A 24,508-nucleotide genomic window follows, 5' to 3' on the forward strand; every position below is an offset into this window, starting at 1 on the left:
AATCGCATTTCACAAATCGTAGTCGCTCGTGTGATGCGCGTTCAGGAAACTACTGCGATCTTGTGTTGCCGATACTCTCCGACTCTTCACAAGACTCTCCAATGTGTCAAGAGCCGGATACAGAACAATAAATATAACAACGTTGGATGCGATTGTCACCAGAGAATATGTGAGACCTATCTGAAGCCTCACCCAGAAGGGTCCCCATAACCACGCATCAGTAATATCCACAAGCAGATGGTATGCGAGCGCAGTGATCAGCCCGAAGAGCCCCATCAGGATATAACGCACATACTTCGGGTGACCGGAGATTACCACTCTCCGGACCGCACCGCCCAACCAACCGGCGATTCCGGCACCAAGCATCTGGGCAATCATTATCGGCAGTAGCGCAGAGCCGAGAGGGTTGAAAAAAGAGCAGAGAAACATCCCGACTATACCCGTGAGAAATCCCCATCCCTTTCCGAGAGCTACTCCAGCTGCGAAGCAGATGAACAGCGTGAGAAAAAGGCCGGGGATCAGCATCATCGGCAGCATCACCACATAGCACAATGCTGCCATGACCGACGAGAGCGTCAACCTGAACAAATATGAGTTCATTCGATCACGGCGACTTTGAAGATTTCAGTTTGGTCTCCCACCTTGACGTAGACAATATAGAGTCCTGATGCAACCAATTCACCAGATTCGTTCCTGCCGTTCCATGTGATCAAGTTACCAAATTGCGCCTTTTCGATGACCTTCTCACCTGCTACAGTGAATACGTCCATCTTGATCAGCGACTCCAAAGGTTGCTCGACGTTAAACCTGACTTGATCAACCTCAGACAGGACAAGTGGATTAGGAAATGGCTCAGAGACCGCCGTCGCCAATATTGCCTCAGTAGTGTCTGGAATGGTGAACTTGTATGCAACATCATTATGAATCCGAGCGTATTTCGTTTGTGCATATGGAACAAGTACAACAAGGGTTTCCGTTGACAGATGCAGGTCTCTCGCTATGAGCTCCTCAACATTGCTGTAGATGACCGGGTCGAGATTGACCGTGCCACCATCAACCTCGAAATTCACCGTTGCAACTCTCACTTTCCAGTCGAAATCGACAGTGTCCCGGTCGTGAGATCCTTCTACACGCTGGACTTCACCATCGAGAATAAATCTGATAGAATCGAGTCCTGCTGGTTTTAGCCTAATGTAGTTGGCTCCCAGATAATCGGGCCAGGACTTGAATCCGGTGCCATCCGGAGGATCTGCGGCTGGGTAGTATTCAATCAGCGGGAAATTTCTGAATTCCTGAATGAACGGGGTCTCGCCCAGATGATCCTCAAACACCTCCGGTATCATCGACGGGTACCACTGACCTGCCCAGGAAAATCCGAAGTCGGCTGCCTCTTCGTAGCCGAATCCGTCAATGGCGCGACTTGCGGTGAAATAATTCCATACGTAGAACTCCGACAGTGCGGTCGAGAAGTCCTGTTCATCAGAGGAAACCTCCCGGATGACATCATCGAAGGCATTCTGGAACACATTCGGACCGGAGATTGCAGCGCATTCCTCCCAAATTCTCCTTATTGTATTCGAGCCAAAGGTCTGCGACAAGTAAAGCGGCCACACCACAGCAGCATACTGATAGGTCCCCTGGATGCTGCCATCTTTACGACCCGTTCTCAACGACCAATTGCAGTTATAATGGAATGTGGGCAGATAGAAGTAGTAGTCGTTGACATAGTCGAATGCCTGCTCTTCCATCCAGACCGCCGACATCTCCATCCATTGAGTTCTATCATCATTCGGATCACTTTCGACCAGACCGAGTTCGAACTCGAACGGATCATATCCAAACTGCACTGCGTGAAAGAACTCATGAGCTGCCGTGACCCGGAGTGCATCAAGCGGGCGGCCCTGATACTCCCCGAAGCTCGCTCCTGCGTAATCATTTTCAATGATTATAAAACTGGTCGACTTCGGTCTCCCCGCAGACACAACTGTCGTGTCAGGAAACGTCGCACCATAAACGCCGGGAAAATTGGCCCCGGTTGACAGATCAAATACATATACGTCGTATCGGTCATCAATTCCCGCTGGATAGAAGCCATCTGAGAGCGGCGGTTCGAAGCCCAGTTCTCCCATCTGAAACGTCCACACCGAATCGAAGATCATCGCCGTCTGATCGATGTAGTCCGGGATTCCGTTACCATTGTTGTCGACCGTTGGGTTGGCTGGAGCATGGGTCCCGCTTGAGGCATAGTGAATGAGAAAATGATCGTCAAGTGAGCCGACTGTATCCGGGCATATCTGATTATACCTCTTCTCAAGCAGCAGGCTCAACTCCTCTTGTACCTTTGGTGAGGCCTGCCGAACAATATTTTGGACAGACAGGATTGCCGGGGTACCGCATTTGACAGGCTGGTAGCCGATCAAATCGATCATTGAGGATGTTGATATCATCTGTTCGCCGGACCAGCCCCGAATGATGTCGGTTACCTGGCTTTCAACCGTCGAACTTAGCGGCGCCGCGTGCGCTGCTGAGAAAATCACCAGAACGATCTGGACCGCAAATGATACTGTTCTCACCTTGACTCCTTAACTGATATATCTCTCTTTAACCCGAAGCAAGCTCTCATAACACTCCTTTGGTACATTAATAGAACCCAAAGCGGCCCTGTCGGATTTTCGACCGTGGCTGTCCGATCCGCCGGTAAATATCATACCGTGATCAGCGGCCATCTTCTTGTATCTCTGTACAGTTCTGTGGTCATGCAGCGGGTATACAGCCTCGACTCCGTCCAGCCCCTTCTTGGCAAGCGATGGAATGAGGTCGTCTCGACCCAATGTTCCCGGATGCGCCAGTATCGCAACACCGTGAGCTGCATGAATCAGTTCTACAGCCTCAACAGGAGTCATGTGGAACTTGGGGACATAAGCCGGGGCGTGGTAGCCGAGATACCGCGCGAATGCTTCATCAAAAGTACGCACATACTCCTCGCTAATCAGTGCATCAGCAACATGTGGCCTGCCGAGAGCGGAATTACCGGCTACTCGCATGACTGTATCCATTGAGAGATCCACTCCGAGCTCATTCAGGCGCTCGACTATCTTCTGGCCACGAACCAGCCTCTCCTGCTGGAACTCCTCAATTCTTGCGGCCAGCTGGGAACTCTCGCAATCAATCAAGTATCCGAGTATGTGCAGCTCTGAGTCATCCACCGCGGTCGACAATTCTACAGCTGGCAGCAGTATAAGTTCCTCATCCGACACGTGCTGCTTCGCCTCTCGGTACCCCGACAGGGTATCATGATCCGATATTGCAAGGACTCTCAGGCCAGCCTTGATTGCGAGCCGCACCACTTCCTCCGGCGACAGAACGCCGTCGGAATGACTCGTATGGACATGTAAATCGGCGAAATTACTCATATTTTGCTTAGAACAAGATCATAGACAGATTGTGCCGTCCGCTCGGCTTCATTCCTGATCCTATCCGCCTCGGTTTCGAGCCGCTTTCTCACAGCCTCATCGTCAATTCCGGGAAGGTTGATTTTCACGTTTAGGAAAGCGCCGAGCACCGCGGAGCGGGCATTCAGTGCAGCGCAACCAGCATCCGAAACTGAATTAACATTGCCCTTTTCTGCGGCAACCTGCGCGACCGCCATAACTTCGAGTGACGTCTTCATGACTTTCAGGGGAACTTCAGCGGCTATGATCGTCGCTTTCTGAATCGCTTCGAGACGCGCTTCTTTCTGCTTATCCGTGTCCTTGGGCAGCTTGCGAGCCGCCATAACGGCATCGAAAGCATCAGCGTCTTCCTGAATCAGTTTGTATAGCTCCATCTTCAGATCATCGGCCCTCTTGAGTGTCTCTGACATCTCATCCTGCACATCCTGATACTTCTTCTTGCCGAGCGTCAGCCTGCAGACCATGCCGCTGAGCGCTGCTGCAAGAGTACCTGCGCATGCCGACACAGAACCACCGCCCGGTGCAGGCGATGACGATGCAACCGATTCGACGAAATCGAGAAGCCCTCGCCCCTTGGACTGTGCTTCCATGCTCTTGTTTAGCTTCTCTTCGAGGATTTGATCTTTCGAAAAGTTCTCCAGTTTCAGGTAGAAGTCGGACACATCGACCAGTGCATCGTTCGGTACAAGACCGATGATTTCAGACGATGTGACGTTGACTCCCCATCTGTTAGCCTCGGATTTTATCGCCTCGAACACTCGAAATATGGGTGTCTTCTTGTAATGCACAAGATTCATCGAAACCTGTGCTTGATGACGTTCCTTTATCTCGAATCCGAGCGCTTTGCAGTACATGAAACCGCCTGATTGCGATCTGATAGCCTTCGCTATGCGCTTCGCAACGCTGACATGAGGCGTGTCGAGATAGACATTGTATGCAACAAGGGGAAGTCTGACGCCGACTGCTGTAGCGCCTGCTTTGATGTTCATCTTCGCAGGTCCAAAATCGGGTACGCGATCAGGATTAGTCTCGATTTCGTCTCTGATACCTTCGTACTGCCCTCTCCTCACGTCAGCGAGATTGACTCTCTCAGGTCTCGAAGCAGCAAGTTCGTAGAGGTAGACGGGTATATTCAGCTCCGTTCCGACGCGCTCCCCAACCTGCTTGGCTAATTCGATGCACTCCTCGGTGGTTACCTCCGAAATTGGCACAAAGGGGCACACATCGGTGGCGCCCATACGTGGATGCTCGCCTGTATGGGTCGACAAATCAAGCACTTCGGAGGCTTTCTTTATCCCCCTGAAGGCCGCCTCGGCTGCTGCCTGAGGCTCGCCGACATAAGTCACGACAGCGCGATTGTGGTCAGAATCCATCTCCTTGTCGAGAAGGACCACACCTTCGACCGAGAGTATTGCATCGATTATTTCATCGAGCACTTCGGGGCGACGCCCCTCCGAGAAATTGGGAATCACCTCTACAAGTTTCGCCATTGTGATTATCCTATTCTGCTAAGTTGCGTCTCAAGAGCAAAGACATTAATATCCATATATCTATTCTCAAGGTTTCCGCGAGAGGGGTGAACGCCGAACGCTCCGCCCCAATCCAAGGCTTCCTCATCCTTTACAGGTATGGAAGCCAAGTTAGCGAATATAGCAATTAGCAGCAAGACTGTCAAAGTCTTTAGGAGGAAATTCAGAACAGAACCGGGCTTATTCCTTGCGGAATCTGACCGGCACCAATCGCATTTCAGTTGCACTTACTCTTCGTTACTTTCTCGACCAGCTCAGCCCCTTTGGATATCTTCATCCATGTTCTTTCCGATGTCAGAACCAGCATCAATGCGCCAAATATCAGGAAATAGGCTCCCCCGAGGCAAACTGTGATGATGCCGACAGTCTGCAGGCTCCATCCAGCCAGGATGAAAACACCGACATGCAGCGCAACAAATCCGACTATAAGCATCATCAACGCGGCCATCAGCAGTATCAGCCTCAGTACCGACTTCCGTGCCGCATCGATGGCCTTCAGGTAGACCGAGACGCCCTTGATCAATAGCAGATCGAAGGACCCCGTCTGGAAGCTCCGCTTCAAGAAGGACTCCCACAGAACTGATCTGATGAGCGATTTTACGAATTCAAGCACTTAGGAGCTCTTTTTCCCCATAATGTATCCGAGCAGAAGCGCACCTACTGCCGCGCCACCGATATACGGCCATGGATTGCGATGAACCTCCTGATCGACAGCGCCCGAGACTTCCTTGATCTTCTCCGCGCTGGCATCCTTAGCCTTTTTCAGCGCCTCGGCAACCTGCTCTTCGCTGGAAAAAAAGACATCCCTCACATTCTTGTACTTGTTAGCAACCAGGCCTTTGAGTTCGGCTTTCTTGTCCTTGGCGGCCTCTTCGAGAAGTTGCAGTGCTTCACTGATCTTCTCGGAGCTTGGTTTTGTTTGGTCCGTCACAGCGTATCTCCTTTTGTGTCGAATGTTTACTTACATTCAGCTCACCTATAGGTGCAGGGGCGCTATTTCGGAACAACCCCCTCCCCTACAAGTGTATTCGTCATTTACTGACGGATTGTTAGCGATAATCTGTTGCGGCAGTAGAATTCAGCGCTGCCGCTCTATGTCTTTGAAGCTCCCTCCTTTATAGCTCCCAACAGGAGTGGAATCATGATTTCGTGATGACCTGCAAAATCGTACCCGACAGCTCCAAGTTTCTGCGGCCTGCTAACAACATTCACTGCGGGACGGTATTGATGAATCATATCGAAATTGGCAGTCGTGAACCCGCTGAGGGATTGATCGAGGTTTTTGGCGACCGAAAGAGCTTTGAGGAAGACTTCCGGCATGGTAACAGCCGATCCGATGTTCAGCACAACCCCTCCACCCCCAATATCAGCTACTGAGCTGCACAATACCCGAAAATCGAGCTGCGAGCCTCTCCCTGCCTTTGCGCCGTCATATTCGGGATGTTGACAGACAATGTCGGTTCCTACAGATATGTGCAGTGTATATGGCGCGTCATTAGCGTACCAATTGTAGGCAATCGAGTATTCCGCGAAAGGGGGCTTTTCGTCCGCAATCATAACACCCGCAGCCTCTCCGAGACCCATCTGGCGCTCGTCTGCAATCGAGAGGACCTTCGCAAAGAGCTGGGCAGTCTCCCTGACCATTCCGAATGACCCATCCTGCAAGTTCTCTTCTACATCTTCCGATGTTGACCCGAAGAATGCGATTTCCAAATCATGGATCAAGCCTGCGCCGTTGGTCGCAAAATGAATGTTCGGATAGAACTTAAGAAAATCTATGAAAATCGGTGAAAGTCCTACTTTGAGCGTATGTGCTCCCGACATTAAGATAATCGGCCTATTTGCACCTATGGCGATGACGCAGCGCTCCACCAGGCTCCTCAAATCGTTCGCCTTCAGGAATTGCGGCAGAGAGTCGAGGTAGGCAAGCAGACCTCCCCCTGCTGGATCGGAAGGCTTGCCGAATCGATCAGTCGCCACCTTGCTTCGGCGTTCCTGTATGGAGTATCGATTGACCTTGCCTAAGTCTATCTTCTGGAACTTGGACACGCGAGGATATTACGAAATCGCGTCGCATAATGCAAGCTAAACCGACAGCCGGATGCTCATTCAAACGACTTGCGCAACACACATCAATTTCGTAAATTTTCGCCTAATAGGAAAGTAACAGCGAATTTAAGGAGAAGTAATGCCCTTTAACGTTAAACCGGATGATCAACAGCCCATCAGAGATCTTGTCGGAGAGATCGGTCCGGAAATCCAGAAGCTCGGATATGAATGGGATCGCAAACCTGACGGTTTTGCGTTCGACATATTCAAGATACTGGCGGCCAAGGGACTGGTCGGATTCAATATGCCGAAGGAATACGGCGGCGGCGGACACGGCGCCTTGGAATACGCGACTATGATCGAAACAGTCGCCTACTACGACGCCCCCTCTTCCCTGCTGGCAGCAGTTTCGCAGCTCGCGGTTGACCCGATATCGAGAGTCGGTACAGATAAGCAGAAGAGGGCTATTATACCGAAGTCCGCAACCGGTGAACTGATCCCCGCATTCGCTCTCACGGAACCGAATGCCGGCTCAGACGCAGCTAATCAGAGTACTATAGCCGAATCTGATGGTGACAACTACGTGATTAACGGCGAGAAGATATTCATCATGCACGGCGACGTCGCGGATGTAGGTGTCGTCTTTGCCAAAATTCAGGAAGAAGGCGTGCGCGACAAAGTATCGGCGATGCTCGTCGATCTCAAGCAGAGTGGCGTGCGGGCCGAGACCCTCAAGCAAAAGATAGGCATGAAATATGCCACTACCGGGCGGCTCTGGTTCAAGGATGTCAAGGTTCCCAAGGAGAACCTTCTCGGTGAGCCGGGCGAAGGCTTCAAGTATGCCAAGATGGCACTCGACGGCGCTCGCATTGGCATCGCCGCGCAGTCGACAGGCATTGCCCAGAGAGCGCTCGATGAAGCTGTGAAGTATGCCAGGGGGCGAATCGCATTCGGTTCTCCGATTGCGAAGCTCCAGGCCATCCAGTGGATGATCGCTGATATGTCAACTAAGACCGAGGCAGCCAGATTGCTAACCTATAAGGCTGCTGAATTGCAGGATGCTGGTGCTCGATTCAGCCTCGAAGCCGCGCAGGCGAAGCTTTTCGCCGCTGAAGCTGCGAATTTCTGTGTCGACAGAGCGATGCAGATACATTCCGGCTACGGCTATATTGGTGAATTCTCACCGATCGAGAAGCTTTACCGCGATCAGCGCGTGGCTGAGATATTTGAAGGAACTTCGGAAGTCCAGCGACTCGTTATTGCAGGCAATGTCCTTAGAGGATAAAAGCTGACTCAAGACGCTGCCGGCTCGATTGAATCGGCAGCGTTTTCTTATGTCCACAATTTCAGGATTTTTGCGCGTGAATGCAGAGAAACCGCATCTCATGACCAAACTTGCGCTCGGCGACCTGGAGCTATTTTCGTTCGTCGAGAACAGATCATATATCGATGGTGGTTCGATATACGGCGTCATTCCCAAGAAGCTATGGTCGAAACTGACCCCGTGCGATGAGAACAATCTTGTGCCGCTTGACATGAACATCATTCTAATCAAGGCTCATGGCAAATGCATCATGGTCGATTGCGGGCTCGGGGATGTGCTTACTGATCGGGAACGAAAGCTATACGGTTGCACTGCCCCATCCCGTCTTGACGAATCACTAACGAGGCTTGGTCTCTCTTCTGACAGGATCGACATCGTAATTCCGACCCATCTGCATCTCGATCACGTGGGCGGCACATTTGCTCTTGACGACAACGGCGATGTTACTCCGAAATTTCCCAATGCACGGCATCTCATCAGAAAACAAGAATGGGATGTCGCCATGAATCCGGATGATCGCTCGAGAGCAGCATATCCGTCTGATAATCTGCGCTGCCTCCAAGATGCAGGATTGATCGAATTCGTCGATTCTGATACTGAAGTTCTCGGCGGCATAAAGCTCGTGCTGACAGGCGGTCACACAGCCGGACATCAGGCAACCGTCATCACATCCGGCGATCAGAATGTCGTCTGCTGCGCTGATATGATCCCTACGACCGGCCATCTGCGCCCGGAATATATTGCATCATCAGACCTCTTTCCACTTGACACGCTGGCTTACAAAAAGAAATTATTAGATAAGATCGTTGACAGAAATTGGATCGTGGCATTTGACCATGACCTTGAATACAAATTTGCGAAGCTCAAGCGCGATGGCAGGAATGTAATCCCCGAAAAAGTTGGGGAGCCGTTCCTGGCTGTTCTCAAGACTTGTGAGGAAAACAGAACCGATTCACATAACGCGACAGGATAATATCGATGTCAATAGAGGAAAAACTCGAGAGGCTGCGGCAGAAGCAGGAACAGGCGCGACTCGGCGGTGGCGAGAAGCGAATCGAGGCACAACATGAAAAAGGCAAGCTGACCGCCCGCGAACGTCTCGACCTGCTGCTCGACAAAGGAACATTCGAAGAATTCGATATGTTCGTCACGCACCGCTCACGTGCGTTCGGCCTCGACAAGCAGGAATATCTCGGTGACGGCGTCGTCACTGGCTGCGGCCTTATCAACGGCAGAATGACATTCGTATTCTCGCAGGATTTCACCGTGTTCGGCGGCTCTCTCGCAGAGGCTCACGCCGAAAAAATATGCAAGATCATGGATATGGCTATGAAAGTCGGCGCACCCGTTGTCGGTCTCAACGATTCCGGGGGCGCGAGGATTCAGGAGGGCGTAGTATCGCTCGGCGGTTATGCCGACATCTTTTTGCGTAACACGCTCGCGTCCGGAGTCGTGCCGCAGATTTCGGTCGTGCTTGGACCATGCGCGGGTGGCGCGGTCTACTCTCCCGCCATCACCGATTTCATTCTGATGACGCGTGGGACGTCGTATATGTTCGTGACGGGACCGAACGTCGTCAAGACGGTAACTCACGAAGAAGTTACGTACGAAGAACTCGGAGGAGCGACGACTCATGCCTCCAAATCCGGCATTGCGCATTTCGTCGGCAATAATGAAGCGGAAACTCTGCTGCTGACACGCAAGCTTCTCTCATTTATGCCGCAAAACAATGTGGATGATCCGCCATTCAAAGAAACGACCGATCCGCACGATCGAGAAGACCCTGAGCTGAATCATATTGTGCCGGATGATCCGAACAAGCCGTATGACATCAAAGAAGTCATCACGCGTGTGGTCGACGAGGGGGAATTCCTTGAGGTGATGCCGGAATGGGCGGAGAATATCGTGATCGGATTTTCGCGTCTCGGCGGGCGTTCGATTGGCATTATTGCGAATCAGCCCGCGGCGCTTGCGGGTGTGCTCGATATCAATTCATCCGATAAGGCGGCGCGGTTCATACGATTCTGCGATGCGTTCAATATTCCGATTGTCACGTTCGAGGATGTCCCCGGATTCCTTCCCGGAACCACGCAGGAGTTCGGCGGGATTATCAGGCATGGCGCGAAGCTTCTCTATGCATACTGCGAGGCGACTGTGCCGAAAGTGACGGTTATCACGCGCAAGGCGTACGGCGGCGCGTACGATGTCATGAATTCGAAACATGTGCGTGGCGACATGAACTATGGCTGGCCGACTGCGGAGATCGCTGTGATGGGTCCCAAAGGTGCGGTTGAGATCATATTCAAGAAAGAGATCGCGAAAGCGAAAGACCCTGAGAAGGCACTGCAGGAGAAGATCGAGGAGTTCAGGGAGAAGTTCGCGAATCCATACACGGCGGCCGAGCGCGGCTATCTCGATGATGTGATCGAACCGAAGACAACGCGCCCGCGTCTGATCCGCGCACTCAACATGCTCGACACCAAACGCGACACCAACCCACCGAAGAAGCACGGGAATATACCATTGTAGTTAATCCTGTAGGGCAGCGATCCGAAGTCACGCACGGCGTGACGGAGTGATCCTGCCTATTGCTTTTGGATGATCGTAATGATAGTCAGGATCGCAGGGATCCTGACCTACGGAACTGGTAAGACATTTCAAAATGGGAGGAAGACGAAGTGGAGAACATTGTGCCTAATCTGATATACGTGGCTGCCGGAGCGATCGTGGGTTTCATTGCCACCTACCTTCAAGAGCGGAGGAAAGAGAAGAATGCCACGAAGCAGCAGGAGAAACTCGATCATGCTTGGCTTGAACTCATCAGATCGGACATCCAGCAGACCTCAGAGCTGCTAGGAGTCTGTCGGAATACCTCTGCTTTTTGATTTTATCAGCTCCGTAGGTCAGGATCCCTGCGATCCTGACTATTGATATCATTCTCCAAACTCACCGACATATCTCAACTTCTTTAATTGTCCCCAATCTGTGGCGTACACGCCCTCGCGAGCATACTTATGAATTGACGACTGCTTCCAATTGAACGGACTCGTCGCCAATCCGTGCTTGACCGGATTGTAATGAATATAATCAATATGCCTGTTTAAATCCACCTGATCTCTTATGACATGATCCCAAAACCTGTGCTGCCACACGCGGCCTCCGCGCATGTGTTCCTGCTTGCGATATGTCGATGCAAACGAGAGCTTGATGCGATGCATAATATCCGAGATATTCTCCGACCCTGTCTCCACGATCATGTGGAAATGGTCAGGCATGATGACCCAAGCGATAAGCTCGCTATTTGAGAGACCAAGCATTCTCTGTATTGCCGACACGAGAATCTCGGCGTTATCGGTCAGAATCGGTTTTCTCTCGTATGTGACATTAGTGACAAAGAAAACATTCCCATCATTATAGAATCGTCGCAGTTTCGACATGCCGCCTCTTTTGATATGTCAGGATCGCAGGGATCCTGACCTACAACTTCGAATTCAAAATCAGAATATCACGATCATATCATCGTGTCAAGTCAAAAACAGGGTCTTCCCGCGGTAAGAGATCGCGGCCACCCAGCCTATGCAAGTGACAGCCTTGCGCCGCCTTCACGATGTTCTTGTTGACTTGAGACGCGAGATTTCCCAAATTAATTATGTAATCACCTGATTTGAAAGCTGTTATTGGAGGTTAGGAATGCCAGTCCGTAAGTCAAAGAAGAACGCTGCAAAGAAGAAGGTCAAACATGGCCGCTGTACAGCGAAAACGAAGGAAGGTAAGAGATGCAAACGGATGGCAAGTCCACCTTCCTGGTTTTGCCATGCGCACAAGAGAAAGAGATAGAGTATCCACTGAGCGCGGTGCGTGACTTCATTGCTTCTCACCGGACTTTGCTTTGTGCCCGCATTGTGTCCACCGACCGTCGAAATAGACGAATCTAAACATAACCAGACAAGACCAAACAAATAATACCTAAATTAGTCCCAGATAACAGCTTATGGTGTAGGCTACTGCATGTGTATAGGTTATGAATTCAGGGTCCGGATATCTCAGGGATCCTGATCTACAAAGCTCTTGGACGAAAGAGAGCGTGATTCCGAATAATTTCGCCACGTGCAAGGCAGCCATGATTCGCGAAGCAGCATGGAGGTTCAAAATAAGCTCTTTAGAAATCGGGACAAATCTCGCCACCCATAACACACCCCCTTCACCGGTGCGCCGCCCAGTGTGATGGTTTTCTCTCCCACCAGAATGCCTCCGAGGTGTTCGTAGAAGCCGCACGCGGGATTATCTCGAAGGACCCACAGCATCATCGAATCGCATCCGCGGTCAATCAGGAGCCTTACGGATTCAAGAAAGAGCGCCCTACCGATTCCGGTACCGTGATGTTCTCTCAGGACATACAGAGCGTAAATTTCGGATGAATATTCGACCGGTTCATCACGGTTGGGCCCGAACGAACCAAATCCGACCGGTTCGCCGGAGTCAGCTTCAGCCAATAGATGGATAGTATCTGATGCCTCTTCAGAAAGGAGCCCGATCAGGTGTGCGGCACGTCTTGCGATGCTCAGATTGTCAAGATATTCTTGCGGGACCATTCCAGGGTATGTTGTTCTCCAACTTTCTATGTGGATGTGTGCGATCGCTACCGCATCGTCGACCGCTGCTTGACGGATATTCATCCTGCGCTCTCGCTGATAAGCTGGTTCGTTGTTGTCTCTTTCCAGCCGAAGTAGCGCATACGGAATAGTGGTGCAAGACACATCTTGCGATGCTCATATCCGCCGTACCAGCACTATTGGGCGGTCAATTTTGTTGGTGCGTTCTAATGGTTGCGAGAGGTCCCAGCTGTTCCACCAGCCGACAAATTCAAAATGCTCGTGGCATTCGATGAAGCGCAAAAACTCCTGCGGGAATATCGCACGCCGAACAGTCTTGTCGACAAGCGAGAGCCTCTCGCCGTTGTCATTGACGTCAAGCCGAAGCGTCTCGTAGAATGTCTGCTCCACAAGGCTGATCAACTCGCAGCTATGCGTTGTGCGGACGACTATTCCGTCACGCTCCATTTCCCAGGTGTGCTTTGTTTGCAATTCCCACGGCGGATCGAATTGCACGCACCAGTCCAGAAGATACAGTCCGCCGATATAGAGTTCACCCGCGATTGATTTGAAGTGATTGACGATGTCCTGCGTGTTCTTCACGGCGAGTGATCCGAGCATGACATAGATGAAGTCGTGTCTTCGGTCTGTCGAGAACTCGATCATGTCTGCATTGATCATGCTCGCGCTGATGCGTGCATCTGAAGCTTTCTGACGACTATACGCTAGCATGTTTTCGTTGGAATCAATCCCGTTGTATTGATAGCCCCGCTTCGCGAACTCGACCATGTGTGGAGAGTTCCCGCATCCGAGCTCCAGCACCGATTTTACCGGGATTTTGGAATAACGTCGGAAGCATCGCTCGAATAGGTCGACTTCGGCAGCAATATCGCGGAAACCGAACGCGATTTCGTAGTATTTCGGATTGTCATAGACATCCGACATGCGAGAATCCTCCACAATCCACCACAGGAGCACAGCTCCCGTGAGCACCTGCATAATCAGTTTACGTCGAGATCACCACGTCGCTTCGCTCCTCGTCATGACGGTATCTGGCGGAGCGTGATGACGGAATTTGGCGAAGCGCGATCCCGCAATATGCTCCGCAGTCAGAACACGTCCCAGTTCTGTCAAGCTGCGTCTCTCCGTAAGTGACTGTTATATATAATTTATGTCGTCAGAATTTAAACCGCAACAGTTTAATGGACATAAGCCTGCCGGATTGTCAAAATGTGCATTTCTGACTTGACCGGATAGGGATATCCTGTTTTATTGCAGCGAAGGGTCGGTCATGAAAAACTCACTGACTAAAATCGCGTGTGCGATGCTGTGGCTTCTTGTGATGTCGTCACCTGCTCTATGTGATATCGCCATCACAAACATCGTCCTCACTCCTGCCTCACCGGCCTGGTTAGCTGTCGATCAGGGAGTGAGCATCGCATTCGACTACGAATCGGACCAGCCCGCAGGCATATATATTTACACAACGCCGTTTACCGATGGTGTGCCGACCCCTGGCAACATCGCTGCCGGGTCACCACTCTATCGCGACACGACCGGATCGGGAGCATCGAGCTTCAGGATCATTGAAGGTGAAGTGACGGTCGACTCTGTGAGGTTCCAGATTTACAACAGCAATCATAGTCAGTTGCTCTACCAATCATTTCTGCCGGTTCTGTACTTCTACGTGCAGCACATGGTTACGGATATAGCATGCTACCCACCGTCACCTGCCACAATCGGATTCACTCAACCGATAGATGTGACGTTCACGTATTCGACTGACGAGCCATCCGGGGTCAGAATTTTTGTCAGGCCGTTCACAAATGGGCAATTGACTCCGTGGTACGAGGCGCACAACTCACCCGTATATCCCACAGGCACGGGTGTGGCTACAGGCAGCTTCACGATCCTGCACGGCGAAGTTACAGTCGATTCGCTTAGATTCCAGATGCGAACGGCTGATATGAGCACATTGCTGTTGCAGACATTCTGTCCGGTGGAGTATCTGTTTACCTCACCCGTGGATGCAGACGATCCGGCAGACATCAATGATTTCCCCGCGAGCATGCTATTGCAGAATCACGGCAATCCATTTGGCACAACCACGACGATAGAATACTCACTGAAAAGAGCAGGGACTGTTACCATCACCGTCTACAACATCCTCGGTCAGAAAGTGCGCACTCTCGTAGATGACTCCAAGGCTGCCGGACTGCATGAGGTTTCATGGAACGGAAGGGATGACAGCGGCGAGCGCGTGTCTAATGGGATTTATCTCTACAGGATAGTCTCCGGAGATTTCTCCGACAGTAAGAAGATGATCCTCTTCAGATAACTTACATCTCTGCTTGAATTCACCGGCCGGATTGATTCTCGAAATTCCTGCGCATCATGGCATTGCCCGCTCTGAGGCCAAACTTCTCGTAGAACGCTACCTTGTCTGTGTTGCACACAAGATCAACCATATAGAAATCACGAAACTTGTCGAGCATCCGTCTCACGAGTTCACTGCCGATCCCCTGTTTCTGATATTCCGGCAGGACTTCGAGAAGCGGAATGTAACAGGCGAGTACATTATCTGTAATCGCTGTGATGAATCCGACAACTCGATCAGACCGCTCATCGGTTGCAACCACTATTTCATCGCTTTTGCTCAGTAATCTGAGATGTGTCTCTTCAGAGGGTGGATTCGGCCAGCCGACAAAAAAGCCGGATAGCATCTCTGATGTAATGTTGTCTGCAGAATCCGTGTATGAGATCATGGTTGGGTCCGGTAGCTCAGTTCAATTTATAGAATCGGCTCCTCTTCAGTCTTTCCGCCGATGGACATCTTGATATAACTGACTATCTCATCGGTAGAAGTGCCGGGACCGAAGAGCTTACTAATTCCCTTTGCTTCCAGAGATTCGATATCATCATCCGGAATGATCCCGCCGCCAAACAGGATCATATCTTTGGCGCCTTTTTCATCCAGAATCTTCCGAATTGCGGGAAACAGTGTCATGTGGGCACCGGACAGGATTGACACACCGACAGCATCGACATCCTCCTGAACCGCGGCCTCGGCGATCATATCAGGTGTTTGCCTGAGTCCGGTGTATATGACCTCCATTCCGGCATCACGCAATGCCGCAGCGATGACTTTTATGCCACGATCGTGTCCGTCAAGACCCGGTTTTGCCAGAAGTACTCTGATTCTCTTTTCCATAGAATGATCTCGTGCTGTTGTGCCTCAGAGAGGCTATTACTCGCTCTCGCTGGATTCCCCGGACTTAAGCCACCGGCGGGCAAATCGTACAACGATTCCCTTCGCGCCGCTGACCTCGGTTCCAGCCCTATCGTATCGAATGAAGATCACGGCATGACCATTGTTCTTCTTAGCAACATCAATCAGTTGGCCATCCACAGTCCTCATCGTGCTGGCATCACCGTCACCTACTATGACATCGGCAATCCACTTGATTTTGTACGGACAGTTGATATCGCCTTGCACAAGGATTATCTCCTTGTTGTCGACCTGCTCTTTGACTTCATCCGGTGATATGTAATTCTTCTCGCGCTCGGCGGCTTCCGTGGAATCGAGAGTCTGCACCAGTATGGCATTTGTGTAAAGCTCGGTTGGATCTCTCTCGGTGTAGTGATCTACGAAAATGACGGCGTCACAACCTTTGTCGGCGGCGGTCTTTCTCAGCCGATCCTGTGCTTCCAAAGCCAGCTCCTCAGCGAGTCTCCTCTTGATCTTAAGGGAAACCACCTCTTTTATCTCGTACGGACGGTCAATATCTGCCCCGGTCAGTTCGACCGAGTCAGCCTTAATATCCCATTTCTTCGCACAAACCTCAACCGGCAGCGCAGTCAGAAGAAATGAAGCAGTGAGGATAATTGTCAGAATTGTAATTAGTCTATGCATCACGCACCTCCTCCGGATTCCAATATCAATCAACGCACACAGGAAACTGCTTTGCTTGTCAAAATATTATACAACAAGTTGTGTCGCAAGACTATTCTTGATTTTGAATTCAAAACAGACGAAAAGCCTTGACTTTTGTGAGAATTCTGTTACAATGGCGATTGACATAGTCTTCGGGGTGAGGTGGAAATCCTCGACCGGCGGTTACAGCCCGCGAGCGGAAGTTCCCACGCGGATCTTCTGCAGAGCCTGTGGAATCCAGGCGCCGACGGTAAAGTCCGGATGAGAGAAGACGTGCGATAGAACCTGTTAATGGGTTCGGTTATTTACATTCCCCGAAGGCTTGTGCCTTTGGGTTTTTTTATGACTGATGCGGACTACATGAAGATAGCTCTCGAACTTGCCAGACAGGGTGCGGGGAAAGTGGCTCCTGATCCGATGGTCGGAGCGGTCATAGTCAAAGATGGCGACATTGTCGGCAAGGGGTGGTATGATCGATTCGGCGCCCGTCATGCCGAGCCGGTTGCAATCGATCAAGCGGGTGAGCGCTGCAAAGGCGCTGCTATCTATACCAATCTCGAGCCCTGCTGTCATTTTGGCAAGAACCCACCGTGTTCAGATGCGGTAATAAAGGCGGGGATCAGCCGCGTTGTTTCCGCAATGACTGACCCAAACCCGAAAGTCAACTCAGGCGGATTTGCGAAGCTCAAACAAGCAGGCATCGAGGTCGAATCGGGCATACTCGAGGAAGAAGCCCGGCAACTCAATGAAGTATTTATTAAGTATGTGACGACAAAGATGCCGTTCGTGGTGTTGAAAATAGCTCAGACAATCGACGGCAGGATCGCTCAGACTGATGGAAAATCACAATGGATCAGTGGCGACGAATCTCGTATGGAAGTACACAGACTGCGCGCAGAATATGATGCTGTTGTAGTCGGATCGAATACCGCGCGCATCGACAACCCGGAACTCACCGTGAGGCTGGTCGAGGGTCGCAATCCCAAGCGGATCATCGTCGCAGGATCATCTCCCCTTTCAACTGATCTCCGTGTATTCTCTGACGATTTCAAGAAGAGCACGATAGTGGCATGCAGGAGCGATCAACTTGCACACTACTCGCAAATCGACGGAATCACAACCTGGGAAATCGGAGGCACAGATGACGGCCACATCAGTTTAATGCACCTGTTGATCAAAGCTGGTGAAGAGAGATTGTCGTCGCTACTTGTTGAAGGTGGCAGTAGATTGGCCAGTTCGCTACTGAGGCACAAACTCGTCGACAAACTTTGCGTCGTGACTGCGCCGCGCATCCTCGGCAGCGGCCTCGCTGCCTTCGAGAACATCGGAGTCCAACGCTTGGATCGCTCAGTCACTCTGCGAGACGTGGTGTATAAGCAATTTGGAAATGACACATGGACATCGGGATACCCGGAATGGAGATAGATTTTGTTCACCGGATTAGTCACTGAAATTGGTACTATTCAGTCTACACACCGCACATCCAGCGGCTTGCGTCTGGTTGTTCGGGCGCCCAAGACTGTATCCGAGGCAGCTCTTGGCGACAGCATTGATATCAACGGCGCGTGTCAGACTGCAATGAACATCTCCGGTGACGCTTTCAGCGTCGACACAGTTCCGGAGACACTCAAAAAAACTACACTGGGTGAGCTAAGAATAGGCAGTCGAGTCAATCTCGAACAGGCGGTGAAAGCGTCTGATCGACTCGGCGGGCACATCGTCTCCGGTCACATAGACTGCGTCGGTACCGTCGTTCGTGCACGCAAGCTGCCAACCGCGATCGAATTAGCGGTGTCATTCCCCGAAGAATTCGCGGATCTGGTCGTACCGCAGGGTTCGATTGCGATCGACGGAGTCAGCCTGACAGTAGCTGCTCTGAAGAAGACTGAATGCACAGTTGCGATCATACCGACGACCTGGGAGATGACCACGCTGTCGGACTTGAAGTCCGGAAGCAGAATTAACCTGGAATTCGATGTCATGGGGAAATATATCGTAAACTACCTGAGACGCAGGAATGCGACTTCGGGCATAGATGAGAATAAACTCCGAGAATTGGGATACTAATTGAGAGGTACCGATGAATGACAAGCTCACAGTGAAAAACGAAGGCGAAAACGGCTTTCACTTCTCAAGCATTGAAGATGCCATAGAGGACATCAGGCAGGGCAGGATTGTCATTGTGGTTGATGATCCTGATCGTGAAAACGAAGGTGATTTCATAGTTGCGGCTGATAAGATCACGCCAGAATCTGTGAACTTCCTTGCGAAACATGGTAGAGGCCTCATTTGCGTGTCGCTTCCTGAAGACGCAATAGCTCGACTACAGCTACATCCGCAAACGGAATTCAATACCGCAAAACTGAGCACAGCATTTACTGTTTCGGTCGACGCGGCCGAAGACACAACCACCGGTATATCCGCAGCGGACCGCGCAAGGACAATCGCTGTTCTTGCCGACCCGAACTCCAAAGCTGAGGATCTCGCGAGACCGGGACACATCTTCCCTATCCAGGCTCGGAAAGGTGGAGTACTCAAGCGCGCTGGACACACAGAGGCATCGAGCGATCTTTGCAGACTCGGAGGTCTCAATCCGGTCGGCGTAATGTGCGAAATCATGGATGATGACGGCACCATGGCGCGTGTGCCGCGTCTCATGGAGATTGGTCAACAGTTCGGCCTGAAGATCATTACCATTCAGGACCTCATCGCACACCGCAGAGAGACCGAGAAGCTCGTCCACAAGGTCACCGAAGTCGACTTCCCGACTCGCTATGGTCATTTCAGGCTTCACATGTACGAGTCCGAAATCGACCACCAGCATCATGTGGCAGTCGTCAAAGGAGACGTTGCCGGAAAGCCTAACGTCCTCGTGCGCGTGCATTCAGAGTGTCTGACCGGCGATGTCTTCGGTTCTGAGAGATGCGACTGTGGAGTACAGATATCCGACGCGCTGAGCATGATCGAGCAGGAAGGCGAAGGCGTTCTGCTGTACATGCGTCAGGAAGGGCGCGGTATAGGTCTGCCTGCGAAGCTAAAGGCATATCATCTGCAGGATGAAGGGTTCGATACGGTCGAAGCGAATCAGAAGCTTGGTTTCAAGGCGGATTTGCGCGAATACGGAATCGGCGCTCAGATTCTCGCGCATCTGGGACTATCAACCATCCGTCTTATTACTAACAATCCAAAGAAAGTCATCGGACTTAACGGCCATGGACTTCGAATAGCCGAGAGGGTACCGACCATTCTGGCCGAGACAAAGCATAATACAAAGTATCTGAAGACAAAGCGCGATAAAATGGGACATCTGTTCGGATCATTATAAACGGGGAGAGATTCATGTCAAAAGTGATAGAAGGCACACTCGATGCGGCAGGATTGAAGATCGGAATTGTCGTAAGCCGCTTCAACGATCTTCTGACAAACAAGCTGACTGAAGGTGCGATTGACTGTCTCGTCAGGCACAAAGCCAATGAAGAAGACATTACGGTTGTGAAAGTGCCCGGCGCATTCGAGCTGCCGTATGTGGCGGCGAGGCTTGTCGAAGCTGGCAATGTCGATGCCGTGATCTGTCTCGGCGCAGTCATTCGCGGGCAGACACCGCATTTCGATTACATTGCAGCTGAAGTGTCGAAAGGTATTGCAAACCTATCGATACAGCACAAGACGCCGGTTATATATGGTCTCATAACCGCTGACACTCTAGAGCAGGCAATCGAACGGGCTGGCACGAAGGCTGGTAATAGAGGTTTCAACGCCGCTCTGACTGCGATTGAGATGTGCAATCTCTACAAGCAGATGAACATATGAGCAAGCGTACACATGCCAGAGAACTTGTTCTGAAATGTCTCTACGCTTTCGAGAGTCTTGATGGCGACGCTGAGTCGGTGTTCAAACAGACCTGCGCCGACTCACACCTCGATGGCACAGCTTTCGAGTTTGTGTCAAATCTATTCTTCAAGATTGTGGGGGAGATCACAGAGATCGACAAGAAAATCAGCGCGAGCGCGCAGAATTGGGATATCAAACGGCTTGCCATAGTCGACAAAAACATAATCCGGATAGCTGTCTGCGAGTTGTTCTTCTTCCCCGATATCCCGGCGAAAGTATCGATAAACGAGGCGATTGAGCTTGCCAAGAAGTATTCGACTCTGGATTCAGCGTCGTTCGTCAACGGCATTCTGGATCATATATACAAAGAGAATGCCGTCGAACTGGAGAACGGCGCGAGCGCGTAGCGATCTCCGACCATGCGCTGTCAGGAATCCTTTCCTGACAGCTGGAGAGATCGGGCAGGAAAGGATTCTGCCCGCGACCCCACTTGAAGTTTGCCCGTGACCTTGGTCCCGGAAGTCCAGTCCGTGGCTAATTTATATTGACTTTTGCTGCTCGGAATGATAAGCTTGAGAATCGATGCCCCCGTAGTGTAATGGATAACGCACCAGCCTCCGGAGCTGGGAATCCAGGTTCGATCCCTGGCGGGGGTATTTGAAAGGGCGCGCTAAGTCCTGAATTGAGTGCTATTGTTTTCATAGAGAGATTGACGGATGACGCATCCAGCTATCTCATTGACGGGTGAACCGTATCCAAAGTGGAGGAAGCCATGATACTGAAAAGAATTGGTCCTTTTTCATGTGCAAAGGTTAGTGCTGTACTCTACGCCATATTGGGGTTGATTATAGGATTAGTCTTTTCTCTGATCGCGCTGGCGGGTGCATTTGCGAGCGATTCACCGGCAGCTGCGCTCTTCGGTGTCGGCGCGGTGATAATGTTCCCGATTCTTTATGGCTGTATCGGATTTATCAGCGGAGCGCTCTCGGCTTGGCTGTACAATCGTGTAGTTGGGTGGATCGGGGGAATTGAGGTGGAGTTCGACCAAGGTTCCATCGCTCCGCAAGATCCTTCGACTGCGGCTTAACGAGTTGATCAGACTGCCTGCTGGGTTATCAGGGCAGGTTCGATGGAGTCCTCAGGATTAGTTTGTCGGTCCTGCTGTGACAGCAATTTAGCCGCGGCAGTGAGATGACCGGAGCATAGTTGGTTGGGGCAATCCAATGTTCCGCAATAGAAGATGTCTCAATATCTGTCACCATTCCCTCCAGTCTTCTCCGAAGGGTGGTAATGCTCTGCGGCCAAGCGCGGAGTTTGCGGAAATCAGTCAGAACAATTCGACTTCTCCTCTGTTAAACATGGTGTAAACACGTATATCTTATCTTCTTGATATTGACGTGGTTACTCTACGAGGGCGCAGGGGTATCACCCCTGCGCTTTAAATCTTGGAGCTGAATCGATTGGAGATTATATGTCAGAGTCGTTGAGAATTAAGAAATGTGTCCCCTGCGAGGGCGGAATTGAGCCGATGAGCGATGTTGCGATCGGTAACCTGATATCGCGTGTCCCGACCTGGAAGTGTGCAGAAATTGAACACTCCGGCAAGAAGATCAAAACTCTACAGAAAACGTTCTCGTTCAAGAACTTCCGCGAGGCCATGGCTTTCCTGAGGAAAGTTGAGGATATTGCGGAATCGGAGGGGCATCATCCCGACTTCTGTGTGCACTATAGCAGAGTCGATTTCACCATCTGGACGCATGCGATATCGGGGCTACACCAGAATGACTTTATTCTGGCGTCTAAAACTGATGAGCTTGTGGAAGGCTGAAGGTTGTATGGTGATCGCGCACGGCGAGCCTTATTTGACCGATCAGCCACCTCCGCCGCCCCTGAATAGAAGCATTATTACAAACGCGATGATTCCAACAATAATAGCAATTTCCAATGCTGCAACAGCTCCTCTTATGGTTACCTACTGAAAGGAATGCGTTGCGGCAGAAAATGTTCCCGTCTGATACATAGGAACTCCGATACTACCTGTCGACTATTCCTTAATCAGCGAGTACATTGGGTCCCACGGCGGCAGAACGATCGGGTCCTGCTCATATATCTTGAGAACATCCTTCGGGGCGTATTCTTTCTTCACTATGACATTATAGACATGATTGTCAAACCACGAATCATAGAGCGTCCAATAGCCGCTGGAGCCCTTCTCAGTCCCCCAGCTATTCTCGACCAGCCACTTCACCGGCTGATCATCTTTGACATCGACACCGACAAACACCATTGCGTGGTTGGGAGCACTTTCGCGGTATAACGCTCTGTCAGACTTCGCCATGCTGAAATCAGTGCCGTATATCGGTTCGTACTCATAGATGTCCATAGCCATGATTCCGTGCTCTCTGTCCTGATCTTTGCCGACATCACACGCAAACCAAACCGGTTCATCAGCGAGTACAGACTGCAAAGCAGCATCCTTGAGGATTTTGATTTCGACGTTTGCGAAGTCAATATCGGCTGCATCATACATGTTGCGGGACAGGCTTATGCGATAATGCTTGCCATAGTCCTTGGTTGGATCGTTGAAAATATTGACATATTCATTGAGGTCGACGCCTACGAATTCTTTGTAGAATTTTTGCGGTGTATACATACGCGACTCGCTGACGACTGAGTCGCGATCCTCGAAGCGCCACGGGAAATCTGACGGTGGCTCGCCGAGGTTCAACGCGAGCATGTCATAGACACCGGCAAGCATCTCCGCTTTCTTAGATCGGAGATCTGCCACGCTTGAGCCCTGCTCGCTCATATTGCGCAGTTGGACTGCACCCATCCGGAGCTTCCTCGCGATCAGCTTGTTCATCATTCCGGTATTTTCGGAACTGGCAGTCTCGGGCATAACTTCTTTCGGTACTACACCGTACTTCCCAATCAGATCCACGACGTATTTCCACCAGCCACCATCGCCGATCGGTCCGCGAAGCAGTATTTCCATCTCGCGATCGAGCGGGTCCCGGTCACGATATTCAATGATATATTCGAGAAAACAGTTCGCCTTCTCCATCTTATCCCAGAATTGGAGATACGGTTGGGAGAACTCGAAACTACCGAGCTTGTACTTCTCGATGACCGCAGGTCTCATTATGTTCAAGCCTGCAAACAACCAACAACGGCCACTCGATTTCTGGTTGGTGATGCCTTTCGCCTTGATCTTGTGACTAAAGACTTCATTGTTCTGTCTCAGAAGATCACGGTTCAATGCCAGGCCATTGATGTCATTGTTCGTGATAGCGTTGTACATAGCCTTAGCGTGTGCATCCATATGGTGCGATGACTTGATCTGCTCAATGGTAGTAGCAGATAAGCCGCCTTCTCCCGCAAAGATCTGCGGTGTGGTGATGCAAAAGGCAAACAACACAAGGGCGGTCGTGGCTGTGATCGAGAGGTGCCTCATAATTGCTCCTTTGCTGAGCTTGAGATTAGGAAATAGAAATCGCAGTAAATATACCGGCTTTAGTCGCAAGAGTCAAGACTGTGGATCGATGGATCTGGGACTCGGAACGTAAAAGGTACCCCCCTTTTGATATGGGGAAAGGATGGAAAGAGATTGGTGATGGAATGGTTCAAGAGCAGGTAAGTCGGAGTGAGCGTAGCGAACGGAGACTTACCTGCTCTACGCAGAAACAAATGGACACATACCCCCATGTCCTGGTTGATTGTATTCAACCAAAAAGACAGCCACCAGGGATGGAGATATGTGCCCAATAGGATATTACACAAATATGCGGTTAAGTAAA

Annotated in this window: 26 protein-coding genes, 1 tRNA gene and 1 riboswitch; of the genes, 13 read left to right on the top strand and 14 right to left on the bottom strand. The window is 51.0% G+C overall.

Annotated features, from left to right (window positions below):
* Window positions 1-9: 9 nt before the first annotated feature.
* The 7 genes from KKH67_13055 to KKH67_13085 form a co-directional block, all read right to left on the bottom strand.
* On the bottom strand, window positions 10-600 hold the full coding sequence (locus KKH67_13055) for a hypothetical protein (GenBank protein MBU1320109.1): 591 nt from the start codon (window positions 598-600) through the stop codon (window positions 10-12).
* Window positions 597-2,573, bottom strand: coding sequence for a T9SS type A sorting domain-containing protein (locus KKH67_13060; GenBank protein MBU1320110.1), 1,977 nt, complete (start codon window positions 2,571-2,573; stop codon window positions 597-599). Before KKH67_13060 ends, KKH67_13055 begins: the two co-directional genes overlap by 4 nt.
* A gap of 9 nt (window positions 2,574-2,582) precedes the next feature.
* A complete protein-coding gene (locus tag KKH67_13065) occupies window positions 2,583-3,413 on the bottom strand; it encodes a PHP domain-containing protein (GenBank protein MBU1320111.1) in 831 nt (276 codons plus the stop codon).
* Window positions 3,410-4,942, bottom strand: a complete 1,533-nt coding sequence (ftcD, locus tag KKH67_13070) for a glutamate formimidoyltransferase (protein MBU1320112.1) — start codon at window positions 4,940-4,942, stop codon at window positions 3,410-3,412. The genes KKH67_13065 and ftcD overlap by 4 nt, the downstream gene beginning before the upstream one ends.
* 256 nt (window positions 4,943-5,198) lie before the next feature.
* Window positions 5,199-5,543 (bottom strand): hypothetical protein, encoded by a 345-nt coding sequence (locus tag KKH67_13075; protein MBU1320113.1) that lies wholly within the window; start codon window positions 5,541-5,543, stop codon window positions 5,199-5,201.
* Window positions 5,544-5,594: 51 nt separating this feature from the next.
* Window positions 5,595-5,912, bottom strand: a complete 318-nt coding sequence (locus tag KKH67_13080) for a DUF883 family protein (protein MBU1320114.1) — start codon at window positions 5,910-5,912, stop codon at window positions 5,595-5,597.
* A 161-nt stretch (window positions 5,913-6,073) separates the two neighbouring features.
* Window positions 6,074-7,030, bottom strand: coding sequence for a hypothetical protein (locus tag KKH67_13085; GenBank protein ID MBU1320115.1), 957 nt, complete (start codon window positions 7,028-7,030; stop codon window positions 6,074-6,076).
* A gap of 139 nt (window positions 7,031-7,169) precedes the next feature.
* Here KKH67_13085 and KKH67_13090 point away from each other — a divergent pair, with 139 nt between their 5' ends.
* From KKH67_13090 to KKH67_13105, 4 genes are all read left to right on the top strand, one after another.
* Window positions 7,170-8,315 (top strand): acyl-CoA dehydrogenase family protein, encoded by a 1,146-nt coding sequence (locus KKH67_13090; GenBank protein MBU1320116.1) that lies wholly within the window; start codon window positions 7,170-7,172, stop codon window positions 8,313-8,315.
* Window positions 8,316-8,391: 76 nt separating this feature from the next.
* The gene (locus KKH67_13095) at window positions 8,392-9,327 is read left to right on the top strand and encodes an MBL fold metallo-hydrolase (GenBank protein MBU1320117.1); all 936 of its coding nucleotides are present in this window, start codon (window positions 8,392-8,394) and stop codon (window positions 9,325-9,327) included.
* A 5-nt stretch (window positions 9,328-9,332) separates the two neighbouring features.
* On the top strand, window positions 9,333-10,883 hold the full coding sequence (locus tag KKH67_13100) for an acyl-CoA carboxylase subunit beta (GenBank protein MBU1320118.1): 1,551 nt from the start codon (window positions 9,333-9,335) through the stop codon (window positions 10,881-10,883).
* 161 nt (window positions 10,884-11,044) lie between these two features.
* Complete coding sequence (locus KKH67_13105; GenBank protein ID MBU1320119.1) at window positions 11,045-11,239, top strand: hypothetical protein; 195 nt, start codon at window positions 11,045-11,047, stop codon at window positions 11,237-11,239.
* A 48-nt stretch (window positions 11,240-11,287) separates the two neighbouring features.
* On the opposite strand, the gene KKH67_13110 is transcribed toward KKH67_13105, so the two are convergent.
* The 3 genes from KKH67_13110 to KKH67_13120 all read right to left on the bottom strand — a co-directional run bounded on the left by KKH67_13110 (window position 11,288) and on the right by KKH67_13120 (window position 13,891).
* Entirely contained in the window at window positions 11,288-11,791 is a 504-nt protein-coding gene (locus KKH67_13110; GenBank protein MBU1320120.1) for a transposase, read from the bottom strand.
* Window positions 11,792-12,499: 708 nt separating this feature from the next.
* Complete coding sequence (locus tag KKH67_13115; GenBank protein MBU1320121.1) at window positions 12,500-13,030, bottom strand: GNAT family N-acetyltransferase; 531 nt, start codon at window positions 13,028-13,030, stop codon at window positions 12,500-12,502.
* Window positions 13,031-13,123: 93 nt separating this feature from the next.
* Window positions 13,124-13,891, bottom strand: coding sequence for a class I SAM-dependent methyltransferase (locus tag KKH67_13120; GenBank protein MBU1320122.1), 768 nt, complete (start codon window positions 13,889-13,891; stop codon window positions 13,124-13,126).
* Between the two features lie 346 nt (window positions 13,892-14,237).
* On the opposite strand from KKH67_13120, the gene KKH67_13125 reads away from it, so the two are divergent.
* Complete coding sequence (locus KKH67_13125) at window positions 14,238-15,284, top strand: T9SS type A sorting domain-containing protein (protein MBU1320123.1); 1,047 nt, start codon at window positions 14,238-14,240, stop codon at window positions 15,282-15,284.
* Window positions 15,285-15,303: 19 nt separating this feature from the next.
* On the opposite strand, the gene KKH67_13130 is transcribed toward KKH67_13125, so the two are convergent.
* Genes KKH67_13130 through KKH67_13140 form a run of 3 tightly spaced genes read right to left on the bottom strand, consistent with a single transcriptional unit; the run spans window position 15,304 to window position 16,859 of the window.
* Window positions 15,304-15,708 (bottom strand): GNAT family N-acetyltransferase, encoded by a 405-nt coding sequence (locus tag KKH67_13130; GenBank protein ID MBU1320124.1) that lies wholly within the window; start codon window positions 15,706-15,708, stop codon window positions 15,304-15,306.
* 29 nt (window positions 15,709-15,737) lie between these two features.
* Window positions 15,738-16,157, bottom strand: a complete 420-nt coding sequence (locus KKH67_13135) for a cobalamin B12-binding domain-containing protein (protein ID MBU1320125.1) — start codon at window positions 16,155-16,157, stop codon at window positions 15,738-15,740.
* Window positions 16,158-16,193: 36 nt separating this feature from the next.
* Window positions 16,194-16,859, bottom strand: coding sequence for a hypothetical protein (locus tag KKH67_13140; GenBank protein MBU1320126.1), 666 nt, complete (start codon window positions 16,857-16,859; stop codon window positions 16,194-16,196).
* Between the two features lie 165 nt (window positions 16,860-17,024).
* Window positions 17,025-17,157: riboswitch (FMN riboswitch) on the top strand.
* 65 nt (window positions 17,158-17,222) lie between these two features.
* On the opposite strand from KKH67_13140, the gene ribD reads away from it, so the two are divergent.
* The 8 genes from ribD (at window position 17,223) to KKH67_13180 (ending at window position 22,539) form a co-directional block, all read left to right on the top strand.
* Window positions 17,223-18,305 carry a bifunctional diaminohydroxyphosphoribosylaminopyrimidine deaminase/5-amino-6-(5-phosphoribosylamino)uracil reductase RibD gene (gene ribD, locus KKH67_13145; protein MBU1320127.1) on the top strand — a complete coding sequence of 361 codons (1,083 nt, stop codon included), beginning with the start codon at window positions 17,223-17,225 and terminating at the stop codon, window positions 18,303-18,305.
* Window positions 18,306-18,308: 3 nt separating this feature from the next.
* Window positions 18,309-18,947, top strand: coding sequence for a riboflavin synthase (locus KKH67_13150; protein ID MBU1320128.1), 639 nt, complete (start codon window positions 18,309-18,311; stop codon window positions 18,945-18,947).
* A gap of 13 nt (window positions 18,948-18,960) precedes the next feature.
* Window positions 18,961-20,205, top strand: a complete 1,245-nt coding sequence (locus tag KKH67_13155; GenBank protein ID MBU1320129.1) for a bifunctional 3,4-dihydroxy-2-butanone-4-phosphate synthase/GTP cyclohydrolase II — start codon at window positions 18,961-18,963, stop codon at window positions 20,203-20,205.
* Window positions 20,206-20,219: 14 nt separating this feature from the next.
* Window positions 20,220-20,690, top strand: a complete 471-nt coding sequence (gene ribE / locus KKH67_13160; GenBank protein MBU1320130.1) for a 6,7-dimethyl-8-ribityllumazine synthase — start codon at window positions 20,220-20,222, stop codon at window positions 20,688-20,690.
* The gene (gene nusB / locus KKH67_13165; protein MBU1320131.1) at window positions 20,687-21,118 is read left to right on the top strand and encodes a transcription antitermination factor NusB; all 432 of its coding nucleotides are present in this window, start codon (window positions 20,687-20,689) and stop codon (window positions 21,116-21,118) included. The genes ribE and nusB overlap by 4 nt, the downstream gene beginning before the upstream one ends.
* Window positions 21,119-21,295: 177 nt before the next feature.
* Window positions 21,296-21,367, top strand: a tRNA-Arg gene (locus KKH67_13170).
* A 116-nt stretch (window positions 21,368-21,483) separates the two neighbouring features.
* Complete coding sequence (locus tag KKH67_13175; GenBank protein ID MBU1320132.1) at window positions 21,484-21,798, top strand: hypothetical protein; 315 nt, start codon at window positions 21,484-21,486, stop codon at window positions 21,796-21,798.
* A gap of 384 nt (window positions 21,799-22,182) precedes the next feature.
* Window positions 22,183-22,539: a 4a-hydroxytetrahydrobiopterin dehydratase gene (locus KKH67_13180; protein MBU1320133.1), complete on the top strand. Its 357-nt coding sequence runs from the start codon at window positions 22,183-22,185 to the stop codon at window positions 22,537-22,539.
* Between the two features lie 216 nt (window positions 22,540-22,755).
* Here the strand turns inward: KKH67_13180 and KKH67_13185 are convergent, their stop codons facing one another.
* The gene (locus KKH67_13185) at window positions 22,756-24,165 is read right to left on the bottom strand and encodes a C1 family peptidase (GenBank protein MBU1320134.1); all 1,410 of its coding nucleotides are present in this window, start codon (window positions 24,163-24,165) and stop codon (window positions 22,756-22,758) included.
* Window positions 24,166-24,508: the final 343 nt, after the last annotated feature.

Source organism: Candidatus Zixiibacteriota bacterium (genome assembly GCA_018820315.1).
In the GTDB taxonomy this organism is placed as follows: Bacteria; Zixibacteria; MSB-5A5; order JAABVY01; family JAHJOQ01; genus JAHJOQ01.